The sequence below is a fragment of the Nocardia yunnanensis genome (assembly GCF_003626895.1).
GTDB lineage: Bacteria > Actinomycetota > Actinomycetes > Mycobacteriales > Mycobacteriaceae > Nocardia > Nocardia yunnanensis.
The window spans coordinates 4,553,326-4,569,066 of the sequence record NZ_CP032568.1; the positions used below are offsets into that span (position 1 = coordinate 4,553,326).

At 69.2% G+C, this 15,741-nt stretch carries 12 protein-coding genes; 8 read left to right on the forward strand and 4 right to left on the reverse strand.

Annotated elements, in window-relative coordinates:
* Nucleotides 1-200: 200 nt before the first annotated feature.
* Nucleotides 201-932 (forward strand): class I SAM-dependent methyltransferase, encoded by a 732-nt coding sequence (locus D7D52_RS21420; protein ID WP_120739026.1) that lies wholly within the window; start codon nucleotides 201-203, stop codon nucleotides 930-932.
* Between the two features lie 31 nt (nucleotides 933-963).
* On the opposite strand, the gene D7D52_RS21425 is transcribed toward D7D52_RS21420, so the two are convergent.
* The gene (locus D7D52_RS21425) at nucleotides 964-1,569 is read right to left on the reverse strand and encodes an alpha/beta hydrolase family protein (RefSeq protein ID WP_120739028.1); all 606 of its coding nucleotides are present in this window, start codon (nucleotides 1,567-1,569) and stop codon (nucleotides 964-966) included.
* A 512-nt stretch (nucleotides 1,570-2,081) separates the two neighbouring features.
* Between D7D52_RS21425 and D7D52_RS21430 the strand changes: the two genes are divergently transcribed.
* The 6 genes from D7D52_RS21430 to D7D52_RS21455 all read left to right on the forward strand — a co-directional run bounded on the left by D7D52_RS21430 (nucleotide 2,082) and on the right by D7D52_RS21455 (nucleotide 10,367).
* Entirely contained in the window at nucleotides 2,082-3,908 is a 1,827-nt protein-coding gene (locus tag D7D52_RS21430) for an acyl-CoA dehydrogenase (RefSeq protein WP_120739030.1), read from the forward strand.
* Between the two features lie 447 nt (nucleotides 3,909-4,355).
* Nucleotides 4,356-5,384: a phosphogluconate dehydrogenase (NAD(+)-dependent, decarboxylating) gene (gene gnd / locus D7D52_RS21435; RefSeq protein WP_120739032.1), complete on the forward strand. Its 1,029-nt coding sequence runs from the start codon at nucleotides 4,356-4,358 to the stop codon at nucleotides 5,382-5,384.
* Between the two features lie 70 nt (nucleotides 5,385-5,454).
* On the forward strand, nucleotides 5,455-6,624 hold the full coding sequence (locus tag D7D52_RS21440) for a glycoside hydrolase family 3 N-terminal domain-containing protein (RefSeq protein ID WP_120739034.1): 1,170 nt from the start codon (nucleotides 5,455-5,457) through the stop codon (nucleotides 6,622-6,624).
* Nucleotides 6,625-6,729: 105 nt separating this feature from the next.
* Nucleotides 6,730-7,338 (forward strand): TetR/AcrR family transcriptional regulator, encoded by a 609-nt coding sequence (locus D7D52_RS21445; protein WP_120739036.1) that lies wholly within the window; start codon nucleotides 6,730-6,732, stop codon nucleotides 7,336-7,338.
* Between the two features lie 83 nt (nucleotides 7,339-7,421).
* The gene (locus D7D52_RS21450; RefSeq protein ID WP_120739038.1) at nucleotides 7,422-8,714 is read left to right on the forward strand and encodes a DUF5685 family protein; all 1,293 of its coding nucleotides are present in this window, start codon (nucleotides 7,422-7,424) and stop codon (nucleotides 8,712-8,714) included.
* A 54-nt stretch (nucleotides 8,715-8,768) separates the two neighbouring features.
* Nucleotides 8,769-10,367, forward strand: coding sequence for an FAD-dependent monooxygenase (locus D7D52_RS21455; protein ID WP_120744331.1), 1,599 nt, complete (start codon nucleotides 8,769-8,771; stop codon nucleotides 10,365-10,367).
* A gap of 176 nt (nucleotides 10,368-10,543) precedes the next feature.
* Here the strand turns inward: D7D52_RS21455 and D7D52_RS21460 are convergent, their stop codons facing one another.
* A complete protein-coding gene (locus D7D52_RS21460) occupies nucleotides 10,544-11,413 on the reverse strand; it encodes a MaoC family dehydratase (RefSeq protein WP_162958460.1) in 870 nt (289 codons plus the stop codon).
* Nucleotides 11,410-12,768, reverse strand: coding sequence for a 3-oxoacyl-ACP reductase (locus D7D52_RS21465; protein WP_120739040.1), 1,359 nt, complete (start codon nucleotides 12,766-12,768; stop codon nucleotides 11,410-11,412). Before D7D52_RS21465 ends, D7D52_RS21460 begins: the two co-directional genes overlap by 4 nt.
* 191 nt (nucleotides 12,769-12,959) lie before the next feature.
* Between D7D52_RS21465 and D7D52_RS21470 the strand changes: the two genes are divergently transcribed.
* A complete protein-coding gene (locus D7D52_RS21470; protein WP_120744333.1) occupies nucleotides 12,960-14,282 on the forward strand; it encodes an acetyl-CoA C-acetyltransferase in 1,323 nt (440 codons plus the stop codon).
* A gap of 110 nt (nucleotides 14,283-14,392) precedes the next feature.
* Here the strand turns inward: D7D52_RS21470 and D7D52_RS21475 are convergent, their stop codons facing one another.
* Entirely contained in the window at nucleotides 14,393-15,715 is a 1,323-nt protein-coding gene (locus tag D7D52_RS21475; RefSeq protein WP_120744334.1) for an ADP-ribosylglycohydrolase family protein, read from the reverse strand.
* Nucleotides 15,716-15,741: the final 26 nt, after the last annotated feature.

Below are 15,741 nucleotides of genomic sequence, written 5' to 3' on the forward strand. Positions count from 1 at the left end.
CCTCGAGCCCAGGGGTTCACCCCACATCCCGACCTCGGCCGCGAGCTTCCCCCGAGCTCGCGGCCGTGTCGTCTCCGAGCTCTCGTAGCCGAGTTGACTCCGTGCCCTTGTGGCCGAGTTGACTCCGAGCCCTCGTGGCCGCGTGTCTCCGAGCTCTCGTGGCCGAGTCGTCTGCGCGGCTGGCTCCTAGACTCGTTTGCATGGATGCCGCCGAGTGGGATGAGCACTACTCCACGACCGAATTGGTGTGGGGCGCACCTCCGAACGAGACGGTGGTCGAGCAGGTTTTCGGGCTGGAGCGGCGGTTGCCGGTCGGGGGGCTGGGGGTCGGGGAATTGCGGCCGGAGTTGCCGCGGGCGCTGGATCTGGGGTGCGGGGAGGGGCGCAACACGCTGTGGCTGGCCACGCACGGGTGGCAGGTGGACGCGGTCGACTTCTCCCAGACCGGAATCGACAAGGGGCGCACCGTCGCCTCGCGGCTGTCCCGCTCGGTGCGCGGCCGGATCCGGTGGGTGCACGCCAACGTCACCAGGCTCGACGCCGCCGACATCACCGGCCCTTACGAGCTCGTCCTCATGGCGTTCCTGCACCTGGCCGCCGCCGATCGCCGAGCCCTGCTGTTGCACGCGGTCGAGATGCTCTCCCCCGGCGGCACGCTGCTGGTGATCGGCAACGACACCCTCAACCTCGCCGAAGGCTATGGGGGCGAACAGGATCCGGCCCGCACCTTCACCCCCGCCGACCTGCTGGCCGACCTCGCCCCCGCCGAAGCCGAGCTGCGCGTCCGGATCGCCGACCGCGTCCACCGCCCCACCGAGGACCGCGACGCCATCGACGCCCTGCTGGTCGCCACCAAACCGGTCCCCGAACCCCCGGCCGAGGAGCCCGCCCTGGGCGGCGTCCCCCAGCCGCCCGCCCTCGACATCGGCTGACCCCGCGACGCGGGCCGACAGCGGATCCGGTTCAGCTCGCGGTCCAGCGCTCCAGCCACGGGGCGATCGCGGCGACGATTTCCTCGAAGCCCCCGCGATACGAATGCGCCTGTCCCGCAACGACATGCACCTCGGCCGCATCGGCGGCGTCCGGGATGCCGAACGGGTCGCGCGCGCCGTTCACCACCACGACCTCGATGTCTCCGGGCGCCAGCAGTTCCTCGCGCCGCGACTTCTCCGGCTTGCCGGGCGGGTGCAGCGGGAACGACAGCGCGATCACGCCGCGGGCTCGCACGTCCCGCGCGGTCCGGCACGCCACCCGCGCCCCATTGCTGCGACCGCCCTGGATCACCGGAACGCCGCGCACCTTCTTGCGCAGCGCCGCAACGATTTCCAGCCAGGCCGCGTCCTGCACGTCGGCCTTGCCCGGCGCGCGCCGCCCCGCCACCCGGTAGGGCTGGGTCACCAGCGCCACCGCGCCACCCCGCGCCACCGCCGAATCACGCACCGCCAGCAGGTCTTTCGCATCGACGCCGCCGCCCGACCCATGCGTCAGCACCAGCAGGAACGCCGGCTTGTTCCGGCCGGGCCGATCGATCTCCACCTCGGCCGGGCCGGCCGCCGTCTCGATGCGCATGCACGCACGGTAGCCAGCCGGGCGAAGCGGCTCGGCGCGGCACACCGAAGAGCTGGCTGAGCACACCGAAGAGCAGGCCGAGCACACCGGAGAGCGGCCTCGGCGCCGCCGAGATTCCACGATCCAGGCCAGGATCAGGGCCGCGGGGCTCACGATCGAGCCCAGAACGACCAGTTCGGGAGTCATGCGGCCGGTGTGCGCGCGGGTTGCCTACCCCGGGGCCGGTCCCGGTGTCGAGGGACTCGTGTCCCCTCCGCCTCGATCTCTCGCACGCCCCTCAGCTGCGGCGATGGGATCCCCACGGGCTCAACGGAACCCCGAGTCCCGGCAACGCGCGTGCTTTCGGTCACATTCGGCCGCGATGACCTTGGCGACCCTCCTACCGGTCGGTAACATGGCACATAAGTTACCCGCCAGTAGCGCTGCTTTACGGTGTCTACCCGGTGGAGACCTAACGGGCGGGAACGGCACGCACCGAACCGCACCCATCTCAATGGAGAGTGAGTACGACCATGGGTCACTACAAGAGCAACGTTCGCGACCTCGAGTTCAACCTCTTCGAGTTCCTGGGCATTCAGAAGCTCCTCGACGCGGGCGCCTACGGCGACCTCGACGCCGACACCGTCAAGGAAATGCTGAGCGAGGTGCGCCGACTGGCCGAGGGCCCGCTGGCCGAGTCCTTCGCCGACGCCGACCGCAACCCGCCCGTCTTCGACCCGGCGACCCACACGGTCAAGCTCCCCGAGTCCTTCAAGAAGTCCTACCGCGCCCTCGAGGACGCCGGCTGGTCCAAGGTGCCCGTGCGCGAGGAGCTGGGTGGCCTGGGCGCCCCGTCCGTCGTCGGCTGGGCGCTGGGCGAGATGATCCTCGGCGCCAACCCGCCGGCCCAGATGTACGCCGCCGGTGCGGGTTTCGCGCAGGTCTTCTACAACAACGGCACCGACGAGCAGAAGAAGTGGGCTCAGAAGATCGCCGACCGCAACTGGGGCGCCACCATGGTGCTGACCGAGCCCGACGCGGGCTCCGACGTCGGCGCGGGCCGCACCAAGGCCATCCAGCAGGAGGACGGCTCCTGGCACATCGAGGGCGTCAAGCGCTTCATCACCTCGGGCGACTCCGACGACCTGTTCGAGAACATCATGCACCTGGTGCTGGCCCGCCCCGAGGGCGCCGGCCCGGGCACCAAGGGCCTGTCGCTGTTCTACGTGCCGAAGTACCACTTCGACTTCGAGACCGACACCCTCGGCGAGCGCAACGGCGTGTTCGTCACCAATGTCGAGCACAAGATGGGCATCAAGGTCTCGGCCACCTGTGAGGTCACCTTCGGCGGCCACGGCGTGCCCGCCAAGGGCTGGCTGGTCGGCGAGGTCCACAACGGCATCGCGCAGATGTTCGACGTCATCGAGAACGCGCGAATGATGGTGGGCACCAAGGCCATCGCCACCCTGTCGACCGGTTACCTGAACGCGCTCGAGTACGCCAAGACTCGCGTCCAGGGCGCCGACCTGACCCAGATGACCGACAAGGCCGCCCCGCGCGTCACCATCACCCACCACCCGGACGTGCGTCGCAGCCTGGCCATGCAGAAGGCGTACGCCGAGGGCCTGCGCGCGGTGTACCTGTACACCGCCGCCCACCAGAACGAGGACATCGCCGAGCTGGTCTCGGGCGCGGACAAGGACACCGCGTTCCGCGTCAACGATCTGCTGCTGCCGATCGTCAAGGGTGTCGGTTCCGAGCGGGCCTACCAGTACCTGACCGAATCGCTGCAGACCTTCGGCGGCTCGGGCTTCCTGCAGGACTACCCGATCGAGCAGTACATCCGCGACGCCAAGATCGACTCGCTGTACGAGGGCACCACCGCCATCCAGGCGCAGGACTTCTTCTTCCGCAAGATCGCTCGCGACCGCGGTGTGGCGCTGGCCCACGTGGCCGGCCAGATCCAGAAGTTCATCGAGCGCGAGGGCGGCAACGGCCGCCTCAAGGCCGAGCGCAAGCTGCTCGCCACCGCCCTCGAGGACGTGCAGGGCATGGCCGCCACCCTGACCGGGCACCTGATGGGCGCCCAGCAGGAGCCGACCGAGCTCTACAAGGTCGGCCTGGGTTCGGTCCGCTTCCTGCTGGCCGTCGGCGACCTGATCATCGGCTGGCTGCTGCTGGCGCAGGCCGAGGTCGCCATCAAGGCGCTCGACAACGGCTCGACCGAGAAGTTCTACGACGGCAAGATCGCCACCGCGCAGTTCTTCGCCCGCAACGTCCTGCCGGAGCTGACCTCGGTCCGCACCGTCCTGTCGAACCTCGACAACGACATCATGGAGCTGGACGAAGCCGCGTTCTGACGCGACAGCTCTCGGCGCGACAGCCGAACGAACGGTAAAAGCCAAGGCGGCCCGGAACTTCCGGGCCGCCTTGTCGCGCTTCTGGTAGATCGGTCGTGTTCTGGTAGATCAGAAGTGCCGGCCCTCCGTGGTCCCCGACAGGGAGCTGAGGATGCCGGAAAGGAAGTCGAGCAGCCAGTTCATCAGGTGCCTCCTGTATGTCTTCGACGTAGCCGATCCTTACACGGCCAGCCGCGGCCGCCCAGACCGAACAATCGGGGGCAGAGACGAAAAAGGGCTCCGCGCGGTTGCCGGGTCGGGGGTCTGGCAACAGCACGGAGCCACCCCTTCTATCGGCACCGGTTCCAGTGCGTTACACGCCGTTGCGACGGATCGGAAAAAAGTTTCGGAAGCCTCGGCTGGGACAATCAGGACGGAACGGCAACCTACGAGCGAGGAGCCTCCGCAATGCAGCTAGGAATGATCGGACTGGGCCGGATGGGCGCGAATATCGTGCGCCGCATCGTGCGCGACGGACACACCGCCGTCGGCTGTGAACGCCATCCCGAGAACATCGACCAACTCGCCGCCGAACTCGGCGAAAACTTCCAGGGCAGCACCGAACTCCCGAAGTTCGTCGCCATGCTCGAGACCCCGCGGGTGGTATGGGTCATGATCCCGGCCGGCGCGACCGGCGCGGTCACCGACAGCCTGAGCGAGCTGCTGGAACCCGGCGACATCATCATCGACGGCGGCAACAGCCGCTACCACGAGGACATCGCGCGGGCGAAGGCACTGAGCCCCAAGGGCATTCACTACGTGGACATCGGCACCTCGGGCGGCGTGTTCGGGCTGGAGCGCGGCTTCTGCCTGATGATCGGCGGTGAGGACGAGACGGTCGCCCATCTGGATCCGCTGCTGAAGTCCATCGCCCCCGGCATCGAGGCGGCGCCCCGCACCCCCGGCCGCACCGGCGAACCGAGCACCGCCGAACAGGGCTATCTGCACTGCGGCCCGGCCGGGGCCGGCCACTTCGTGAAGATGGTGCACAACGGCATCGAGTACGGCGCGATGGCCGCCTACGCCGAGGGCCTCAACATCCTGCACAAGGCCGATATCGGCACCCGGACCGCCGGCGAGCACTCCGCCGAGGTGACGCCGCTCGAGCATCCCGAGTACTACCGCTACGCCATCGACATTCCCGAGGTGACCGAGGTGTGGCGGCGCGGCTCCGTGGTCGCCTCCTGGCTGCTGGATCTCACCGCCGCCGAACTCTACGGCGATCCGAACCTGGATTCCTTCGGCGGTCGCGTCTCCGACTCCGGCGAGGGCCGCTGGACCCTCGACGCCGCCATCGACGAGGGCGTGCCCGCCCCGGTGCTGTCGGCCGCCCTGTTCCAGCGTTTCGCCTCGCGCGGGGAATCCCTGTACGCCGACAAGGTGCTCTCGGCCATGCGCCAGGCCTTCGGCGGCCACCACGAGCTCCCGCAGGGCTGAATTCGCCACGCGCCGTGCAACACCCGGTGTCGGTGGCGAGAGATCCAGCCCGGGGAGCTACGGTCGGGGCATGCGTCTTGCTCCGGGGATCGTCGTCGCCGTGACCGCCGCTCTCGCGCTGTCCGCCTGCTCGAGTGGCTCGAATTCGTCCAACGAATCGGCCTCCACCAGCAGCGCGGCGCCGAGCAGCACCACTACTCCGCCTCCGACGACGACTCCCGGGCAACAGGATTGCGCGGCCGGCTATCTGTCGCAGTTCACCGAGCGGCAGAAGCTGGCCCAGCTGCTCACCGTCGGCGTCACCGGCGAGGCCGACGCCGAGAACGTGGTGCGGACCGAGCAGATCGGCGGCATCTTCGTCGGCAGCTGGACCGACAAGGCCATGCTGGCCCAGCATCAGATCGATGCCGTCCAGAAGGCTTCGCGGACACCGCTGATGGTGACCATCGACGAGGAGGGCGGGCGGGTCTCCCGGGCCAAGGACCTGATCGGGGTCGCGCCGGCGGCCCGGCAGATCCCGCATCAGATGAGCGCCGACGAGTTCTACGACTTCACCCTGGACCGGGCCAAGAAGCTCAAGGCGCTGGGCGTGACCGTGGACTTCGCCCCGGACGTGGATGTCAGCGCGCAGCCGGATGATTCGGTGATCGGCGATCGCTCGTTCTCCGACGACCCGGAGGTGGTGGTGCAGTACGCGGGCGCGTTCATCCGGGCCATGAACGACGCCGGACTCGGCAGCGTCATGAAGCACTTCCCCGGCCACGGCTCCGGATCGGGCGATTCGCATACGGGTGCGGTGCGCACCCCGCCGCTGGATCAAATGCAGGACAAGGATCTGGTTCCGTTCCGGAAGCTGGTGAATTCGGGTGCTGCGGCCATGGTGGGCCATCTGGACGTCCCCGGGCTCACCTCCCCGAACGTGCCGGCCAGCATCAGCCCGGACGCCATGAAATTGCTGCGGCAAGGCACCGGCTACGGTGCGGCGCCGTTCGACGGCGTCATCTTCACCGATGATCTGGGCGGTATGGCGGCCATCACCAATCGCATGAACATCGAGGACGCGGTCGAGGCGGCCCTGGTCGCGGGCGCCGACAATGCCCTGTGGATCACCACCGACGCCGTCCCGAAGGTGCTCGATCGGCTCGAGGACGCGGTGAAGAGCGGCCGGCTGTCGGGATCCCAGGTGGATGCCTCGGTGTTGCGCATGGCAAAGTTCAAGGGCTCCGCGCCGCACTGCTGAGTCCGGCCACTCCACATCGCTGAGTCCGGCAAATCAGCGGCAATTCGCGCTCGTGGAACTTACCATGGAGTAAGATAGGGACTTCGATAAGTCCTAGGAGAGTGAATGGCTGGCGGAACGAAACGGCTTCCTCGTGCCGTGCGCGAGCAGCAGATGCTCGACGCCGCCGTAGAGGTCTTCTCGCGCAAGGGGTATCACGACACCTCCATGGACGCGATCGCCGCCGAGGCGAAGATCTCCAAGCCGATGCTGTACCTCTACTACGGCTCCAAGGACGAACTCTTCCGCGCCTGCATCCACCGCGAGGCCATGCGCTTCATCGAGGCGGTCGCGGTCGCCGGCAACCCCAAGCTCACCCCGCACGAGCAGTTGCGCGCGGGCCTCGAGGCCTTCCTGACCTACGTCGACCAGAACCGGCTGTCGTGGCAGGTGCTCTACCGCCAGGCCCTGGGCCAGCAGCCCTTCGCCTCGGAGATCTCCAACAGCCGCGACCGGGTCATCGAACTCACCGCCAAGCTGCTGGAATCCAGCGCCAAGTACGCCGAGCCGGGCACCAACTTCGAGGTCGTCTCGGTCGCGGTGATCGGCGCGGGCGAGGCCATCGCCGACCGCGTCGCCAGCGGCCAGATCGATATGGCCGAGGCCGTGGACCTGCTCGACGACCTGGCCTGGCGCGGTCTGTCCGGCAACAAGAAGAAGGCCGAGCAAATCTGAGTTGCCATGCCCGCGCGCGCCTGCGACAGTTCGCAGCGATCATGTTGCGGGACAGCCGAGACGGCTGGGGATGGGGACGGTAGTTGTTCGGCTTGCTGAAGCCGTGCGCGCACGGTGCGGTGCGACACGGGATCGATCCCTCGGCGTGGCAGACCCACCTGTGCGGGCTGTGCCTGGGCCTGCGGGACGGGCACGGTCAGCTGGCGCGGGCGGCGACCAACACCGACGCCATCGTGCTCGAAATCCTCACCGAGGCACAGCAATCCCGGCCCTCGGCGCGTACGGCCGCCGGTCCGTGCGCACTGCGCGGTATGCGCCGCGCCTCGGTGGTGGCGGCCGACGCGCCCGGTGTGCGGCTCGCGGCGACCGCCTCACTTCTGCTGGGAGCGGCCAAGATTCGCGATCACGTCGACGACGGTGACGCACATCGTCTCGCGCGCCGGCCGCTGGCGCGGGTCTCCGAGCGCTGGCATGCGCGCGCCCGCGCCGCGGCGGCACCGCTCGGGCTCGAGGTCGAACCCTTGATCGCGGCCATCGAATCCCAGCTGCGCCTGGAGAATTCACCCGGCAGCACGCTCGACGAGCTCACTGCCCCAACGCAGCTGTGCGCGGCGGAACTGTTCGCCCACACCGCGATCCTCGCCGGCCGGCCCGAGAACGCGGCGGCCCTGCGAGCGGCCGGCTGGCATTTCGGCCGCATCGCCCACCTCGCCGACGCGCTCGAGGACCTCGACGACGACCGCACCCAGGGCCGCTTCAATCCCCTTCTGGCCACCGGCACCACCCCGGAACAGGCGCATGCCCTGGTCACCGAGTCGAATTCACTGCTGCGCGCCGCGCTGACCCGTGTCGCCCTGGACCGGGTGGCGACCGTCCGCTGGATCCTGCTGGACCCGCTGGGCGGCGTGGTCCGCAAGCTCGGCCGGGCCGCGGACATCGCTCGCATCTGCGCCACCGGACGCTGCCGCAGCACCTCGGCGAATGCGATGCCGCTCGCGAACAACGTTCCCGGCGCGCCGTTCTCGCCGCAACCCGGACTGGAGCCGGCCGGGCCGGACGTGCCGCCGTCGCTGCGGCCCAGCCTGCTGGAGGGGCTGGGGATCATCGCCACGCAGTACTGCACCGGGTATGCCTGCTGCGCAACGCATACCGGTCCGTGTAGCGGCCGCCGCAAGGAGCCCTGGTACGAGGACTGCGACTGCAGTCCGGGCGACTGCAACTGCGGCGGCGGGCACCACCATGCCGCGGGCAACGGCTGCACCATGTGCGACGGCCACGGCTGCTGCGACTGCAACTGTGGCGGCTGTGATTGCGATTGCTGTAGTGGCGGCGACTGCTGCGACTGCGATTGCTGCGGGTGCGACTGCAGCTGCTGAGTCGCGACATCGCGGTGCAAGGGGGGTGCAAGCGTGGGCGCGCAGGGTGGGGTCATGACAACGGCAGATGTTCCGGTTCTGGTGGCGGGCGGCGGGCTGGTCGGGCTGACGGCGGCGCTGCTGCTCGAATATCACGGCGTTCCCTATGTTCTGGTGGAGCGGCGGACGACGGCTTCGGTATTGCCGCGGTCGCGGGGGCTGCACACCCGCAGCGGCGAGGTGTTTCGTCAGCTGGGGCTCGAACAGCGGATCGCCGACACCGCCAGGTTCGCCTTGAAGGCGGGCAGGTTCGGCGGGGCAAGGACCGGTGAGTCGGTGGCGACCGCCGCCGCGCTGAACCTGCAAAGTCTGCTGGCCGGCCTGGCGGATCAGGATCCCAGTCCGTCGCAGTTCGTGTTCCTGCCGCAGGCGCAGCTCGAACCGGTACTGGCCGCGACCGCCCGCGAGCGCGGCGGCGATCTCCGATTCGGCACGGAGCTGGTGGAATTCGAGCAGGACACCGACGGCGTGACCGCCGTGCTGCGGGAACCGTCGGGCGCGCGCTCGGTGCTGCGGTCCGGCTACCTGATCGCGGCCGACGGTGCGGGCAGTCCGATCCGGCGGGCGCTGGGCATCACCGGCACCGAACTGCCGCCGACGCATCACTATCTGAACGTGTTCGCCCGCACCGATCTCACCGGCCTGCTCGACGGGCGGGGGTTCAGCCAGTGCGAGATCACCGGACCCCAGGTGCGCGGACTGGTGTTGTCCAAGAACAACACCGACGAATGGTCCTTCCACATCGAATACGACCCGGCGGCCGAATCCCCGGCGGACTGGTCCGACGAGCGCTGCCTGGCCGCCGTCCGCACCATGGTCGGCATACCGGACCTGCGGGTCGAGATTCTGGCTCGAAGTGCCTGGGATACCAGCACTTTCGTGGCCGACGAGTACCGGCGCGACCGGGTTTTGCTGGTCGGCGACGCCGCGCACCGACACGCGCCGTGGGGTGGTTACGGCGGCAACACCGGTATCGCCGACGCGCACAATCTGATCTGGAAGCTGGCGGCTGCCGTGCAGGGGACGGCGGGCCCGGAACTACTGGATTCCTATGCGGCCGAACGCCGTCCGCGTGCGGTGGTCGCGGTCGAACAGGCACGGCTGGCGACCGATTTTCGCACCCGCTACGGCATCGCGACTCCCGAGAACGCCGCCGACCTGACCCGCAAACTCGACATGGCGACGGTCATGTCCCGCTACCGCTACACCTCCACGGCCGTGCTCCCGACCGTCGAGGCAACACCGCACGTCCCCATCCTGGGCGGCCAGACCGGAACTCGGGTGCCGCACTGGTGGATCGACGCCGGTCCGTGGACCCTCTCCACCCTGGACCTGTGCGGCCCGGGCTTCACGCTGCTGGTATCCGGCCCGGCCGGCGCCTGGCGGGAAGCCGCCGGTGCGGCGCAGCGCGCCACCGGGATCGAGCTGGCGGTGCACGCCCTGCCCACCTCCGACTGCACCGAGCACGCGAATGTGCCAGCGGGAGAAGCACTGCTGGTGCGCCCGGACCACCACATCGCCGCGGGACCCGACTCGGGCCTGACACCGGCCGCGCTGGGAGAGGTGCTGGAATCGATCTCGGGCCGAATGCCAACGCGGCCGCTGGTTTCGTGACGGCCGGATAACTCGCGGCGGAGAAATACAAGAGCCGCACACCGTTCCGGGCCGGATGTAGAAACCCCTGCGTGGCGACATCCGTATTCGAAACAGTGCGCGGCCCTTTACCCCCATCGGGCGGACCACCGTACGGCGGTCCCGCCCGAATCCCTGGGTGACGCGTTACATCACTGTCAGCGCAGCGTAGCGGTCAGGTGCGGGTAGCCCTTCTTCGGGTTCTTCAAGGAGATGTCCCAGCCATCGGGCACCTGGTCCGCGTACAGGTTGACCGTCGACGGCAGGAGGATCGGCTTGCCGAATTTCACCGCGTAGGTGACCTTTTCGGGAATCCGGCCCTCGATGGCGCCGAGCACGGTGGCGGCCGACCACATGCCGTGCGCGATCGGCTTGGGGAACCCGAACGCCTTGGCGCCCAAGCCCGAGGTGTGGATCGGGTTGTGGTCACCGGAGGCATTGGCGTAGCGGGTGATCGTCTTCTGATCGACGCGCAGCGCCTTCAGCGGCGGGGGCGGCACCTCGTCCGGCTTGGGCTCGGGCTTCGGCCCGCCCGACAGCGAGGTCTTCTGCTGGTGCAGGAAGGTGGTGACCTGCCGCCACACCAGTTCCCGGCCCACGTTCACCTCGGTGATGGCGTCCACCAGCAGGCCCTTGGGGTGCTCGCGCAGGTTCTCGATGTGGGTCTCGAAGTCCAGCGGCTCGGACACCGAGATCTCGCGGGTGCGTTCGATGACGTTCTCCGCGTGCACCGCGCCGACCGCCACGAACGGGAAGTCGCGGGCGACGACCAGCTGCATGGCCAGCGGGAAGCTGAGCACGAACGGGTAGGTCAGCGGCAGCGCATCACCGAAGCGCAGCCCGGTGGCCTTGCAGTAGGCGGCGAGGTGATCGGGATCGACCTTGAAGCCCTCGAGCCGCACCGCGCGGTCCGGCAGGGTGGGCTTGCGGTTGGACAGACCCGGCACCGGCAGCGCGCCCAGGGCGGCCTTGACGAACAGCCCGCTGTTCTTGGGCACCTCGGTGAGGTTGATGGTCTGGGTCATCATGCTCCGATCATGGCCTGGCCGCAGACGCGAACGATATTGCCGTTCACCGCGTTCGACGCCGGGGAGGCGAAGTAGGCGATGGTCTCGGCGACGTCCACGGTCTGGCCGCCCTGCAGCAGCGAGGACAGCAGGCGGCCGCCCTCGCGGGTGGCCAGCGGGATGGCGGCGGTCATGGCGGTCTCGATGAAGCCGGGGGCCACCGCGTTGATGGTGATGTTCTTCTCGGCCAGCTTCGGGGCCTCGGCGTTGACCATGCCGATGACACCGGCCTTGGACGCGCCGTAGTTGGTCTGGCCGCGGTTGCCCGCGATACCGGCGATGGAGGACACGTCGATGACGCGACCGCCCGAGCGCAGCGCGCCCTTGGCCACCAGTCCCTCGGTAATGCGGTGCGGCGCAGCGAGGTTCACGTTCAGCACCGAGTTCCAGCGACCCTCGTCCATATTGGCGAGCAGCTTGTCGCGGGTGATGCCGGCATTGTGGACGACGATGTCGATGCCGCCGAAACGCTGGGTCGCGAACTCGGCCAGCTTCTCCGCGGCGTCGGGGGCGGTGACGTCGAGGGCGAGCGCAGTCGCGCCGACCTTGTTGGCGGTCTCCGACAGCGCCTCACCGGCGGCCGGGATGTCGGCGACGATCACGGTCGCGCCGTCCCGGGCGAAGACCTCGGCGATGGTCGCGCCGATGCCGCGAGCCGCGCCGGTGACCACGGCCACCTTGCCCTCGAGCGGCTTGTCCCAGGAGGCGGGGGCGGTGGCGTCGTCCTTGCCGACCCGGAAGACCTGGCCGTCGACGAAGGCCGACTTGGCCGACAGCACGAAGCGCAGGGTGGACTCCAGACCCGTTGCGGCAGCGGCGGCTTCGGGGTGCAGGTAGACCAGGTTGCTGGTGGCGCCGCGCAGCAGCTCCTTGCCGACCGAGCGGGTGAAGCCCTCGAGCGCGCGCTGCGCGATCTGCGCGTCGACCGAACCGGCCAGCTCGGGGGTGGTGCCGACGACCAGCACGCGACCGGAGGCGGCGATGCTGCGCATGGCGGGCTGGAAGAACTGGAACAGCTGCTCGAGCTCTTCGATGGTCTTGATGCCGGTCGCGTCGAACACCAGCGCACCGAACTTCACGCCCGGGGTGACCGAGTCCACGAAGGTGTAGTCGCCCAGCAGGTTCCGCACCGCGTCAGCGACGCGGCCCTTGCCGCCCAGCAGCACCGGGCCGGGGAGCGCGGGCTCGCCCTGCTTGTAGCGGCGCAGGGTCTCCGGCTGCGGCAGGCCGAGCTTGCTGGCCAGGAACGCGCCGGGGGCGGAGTGAACGAAAGATCCGTAGAGGTTGGGAGCGCCCTTGCTCTTGCTGGCAGCCACGTTTCCTACCTTCTCCTTGGTTTCGGCCCGCCGACGGTGTCACTCCAAAGATTGGGGTATTGCGCACACATGCGGGGTACGGTGTCGACAATGAACTTACTCCAGAGTAAGTTTAATGTAAACCGAGTGACGCGCTCCCAGCGGGACAGCGCGTGGCGGGAAATTCCACCGACGAGACACTGGAGACTCGAGTGACCACCAAAGCCCGTTCGGCGAAGGCCGCGGCCAAGACCACCAAGCAGGCGCGCCCGGTTGCCATCCTCGGCGGTAACCGCATCCCGTTCGCTCGTTCGGACGGCAAGTACGCCCACGCCTCCAACCAGGACATGTTCACCGCGGCGCTGAACGGCCTGGTCTCCCGCTTCGGCCTGCAGGGCGAGCGGCTGGGCATGGTCGTCGGCGGCGCGGTGCTCAAGCGGGTCGGCGAGCACGGCATGATCCGCGAGAGCGTGCTCGGCTCCACCCTGTCGCCCTACACCCCGGCGCACGATCTGCAGCTGGCCTGCGGCACCGGTCTGCAGTCCATCGTGACCGTGGCCGACGGAATCGCCCTGGGCCGCCTCGAGAACGGCATCGGCGGCGGCACCGACACCACCTCCGACGCACCGATCGGCGTGAGCGAGGGCATGCGCGAGTGGATGCTCGACGCCAACCGCGCCAAGAAGAACTCCGACTACGTGAAGCTGGTCGGCCGCCTGCGCCCGTCCATGGTCGGCATCGAGATCCCGCGCAATGCCGAACCGCGCACGGGCCTTTCGATGGGCGAGCACGCCGCCATCACCGCCAAGGAGTTCGGCATCGCCCGCGAGGCGCAGGACGAGCTGGCCTACCTGTCGCACAAGAACATGGCCGCCGCCTACGACCGCGGCTTCATGGACGATCTCATCACCCCGTTCCTGGGCCTGACCCGCGACGACAACCTGCGTCCGGGCTCGACCATCGAGAAGCTCTCGACCCTGAAGCCGGTCTTCGGCGTCAAGGCGGGCGACGCCACCATGACCGCGGGCAACTCCACCCCGCTCACCGACGGCGCGTCCGCGGTGCTGCTGGGCTCGGAGGAGTGGGCGGCCTCGCGCAACCTGCAGCCGCTGGCCTACCTGGTCGACTCCGAGGTCGCGGCGGTGGATTACATCCACGGACCCGACGGGCTGCTCATGGCCCCGACCTACGCGGTGCCGCGCCTGCTGGCCCGAAACGGCCTGACGCTGCAGGACTTCGACTACTACGAGATCCACGAGGCGTTCGCCTCCGTGGTGCTGGCGACCCTGCAGGCGTGGGAGTCCGACCAGTACTGCAAGGAGCGGCTGGGTCTGGACGGCGCGCTGGGCAAGATCGACCGGTCGAAGCTGAACGTGAACGGTTCCTCGCTGGCGGCGGGCCACCCGTTCGCGGCCACCGGCGGCCGCATCATCGCCCAGACCGCCAAGCAGCTGGCGGAGACGGGTGGCGGGCGCGCGCTGGTCTCCATCTGCGCCGCGGGCGGCCAGGGCGTCGTCGCGATCGTCGAGCGCTGATCCGCCAGGGGCTGCGCCCCTGAAAAGCGTTGGTGGATGGGGGCTTTGCTCCCACACCCCCGATCGAGGGCGGTGCCGGACCGGCACCGCCCTCGTCGTGTACCCGGGCCTCAGCGGGCGACGCCCAGGGTGCGGCGGGCCAGTTCCGAGATGCGGGCGCTGTCGTAGCCGGAGACGGCGCTGCGGACGGTGTCGTGGAGCGGGTCGGTCCAGTGCGCGGGGATGCCCGACGCCCCCGAGAAGATCCCGGCCACCGAACCGGCGGTCGCGCCATTGGAGTCGGTGTCCCAGCCCGACTGCACCGTCAGGCCGATCGTGCGCGTGAAATCGCCTGCGCCCCACAGCAATCCGGCGGCGATCAGGCAGGCGTTGCCGATGGAGTGCACCCAGCTGTAGTGACCGTGCCGAATGTGGATGGCGGCCACCGCCTGATCCCAGGACGCGCCGCGCCGATGGTCGTCGCGCACCTCGGTGAGCGCCACCGCGAGCCGGGAGCGCTCCGGAATCACCGTCAGCGCGACGTCCAGCGCCTGCGCGGGACTCGCGGCGGTGAAGGCGGCGGCGACCAGCGCCGCCGCCCACATGGCGGCCCACAAACCATTGCCCACGTGGGAGATCGACGCCTCGCGGGCGGCGGCCACGGCGGCGCGGCGGGGCCGCCCAGGATGGGCGTAGCCGTGGATGTCGGCGCGAATGAGCCCACCGATCCACTCCCGGTAGGGATTTCGGAATGTCGCGGTGTCGGGCGGCGCGAAGCCGTCGATGAGGTTGCGGTAGGCGACGCGTTCGGCGGTGTAGGTCTGCAGGAAGGGCAGGCGATCGAGCCAGAGGGCGGCCACGTCGCCGGCGGTGAAGGCCGGGCCGCACTGCTCGAGCAGATGCAGGCCGAGGATGGTGTAGTCGATGTCGTCATCGCGCGGGCAGCCGTCGATGCCGCCGAGAGTGGCTGCGCGCCAATCCCGTCGGCTGCCGATCGCCGGGGAGACGGGTTCGGCGACGGGCACGTAGTCGCGCAGCGGGTACGCGCCGTACGGCTCGAGATAGGCCCGGATGCTTTCGGGCGTCCAGAGAAAGCCGTTCTCCAGCGGCTTGCCGAGGGTGCAGCCGGCGCAGCGGCCGAGCCAGCCGCCGTACACACGGTCCGGCAGTGCCGGATCCGGCGTCGGCGAATCGTGTTCCAGATCGGGCAGATTCACGCTCCCCGGCGCATCCGCCCACTCGACGAAGGGCCAGTCGGGCAGTCGGGGCGCGCTCTCCACCCGATCCAGCAGCTGCCAGCACAGCGCCGGGACGGTGCGCTCGGTGTGGCTGAGGTCGCGCACCTCCTCGGCGAAATCGTCGACCGCGTAACCGGATTCGGTGCGCTGACACCATTCGTAGTACAGCAGGGCCCGGGGATCGGCTTCGTGATGGCCGAAGAAGGCCGACTCCATGATCACGACACCTGCACTGGGGACAC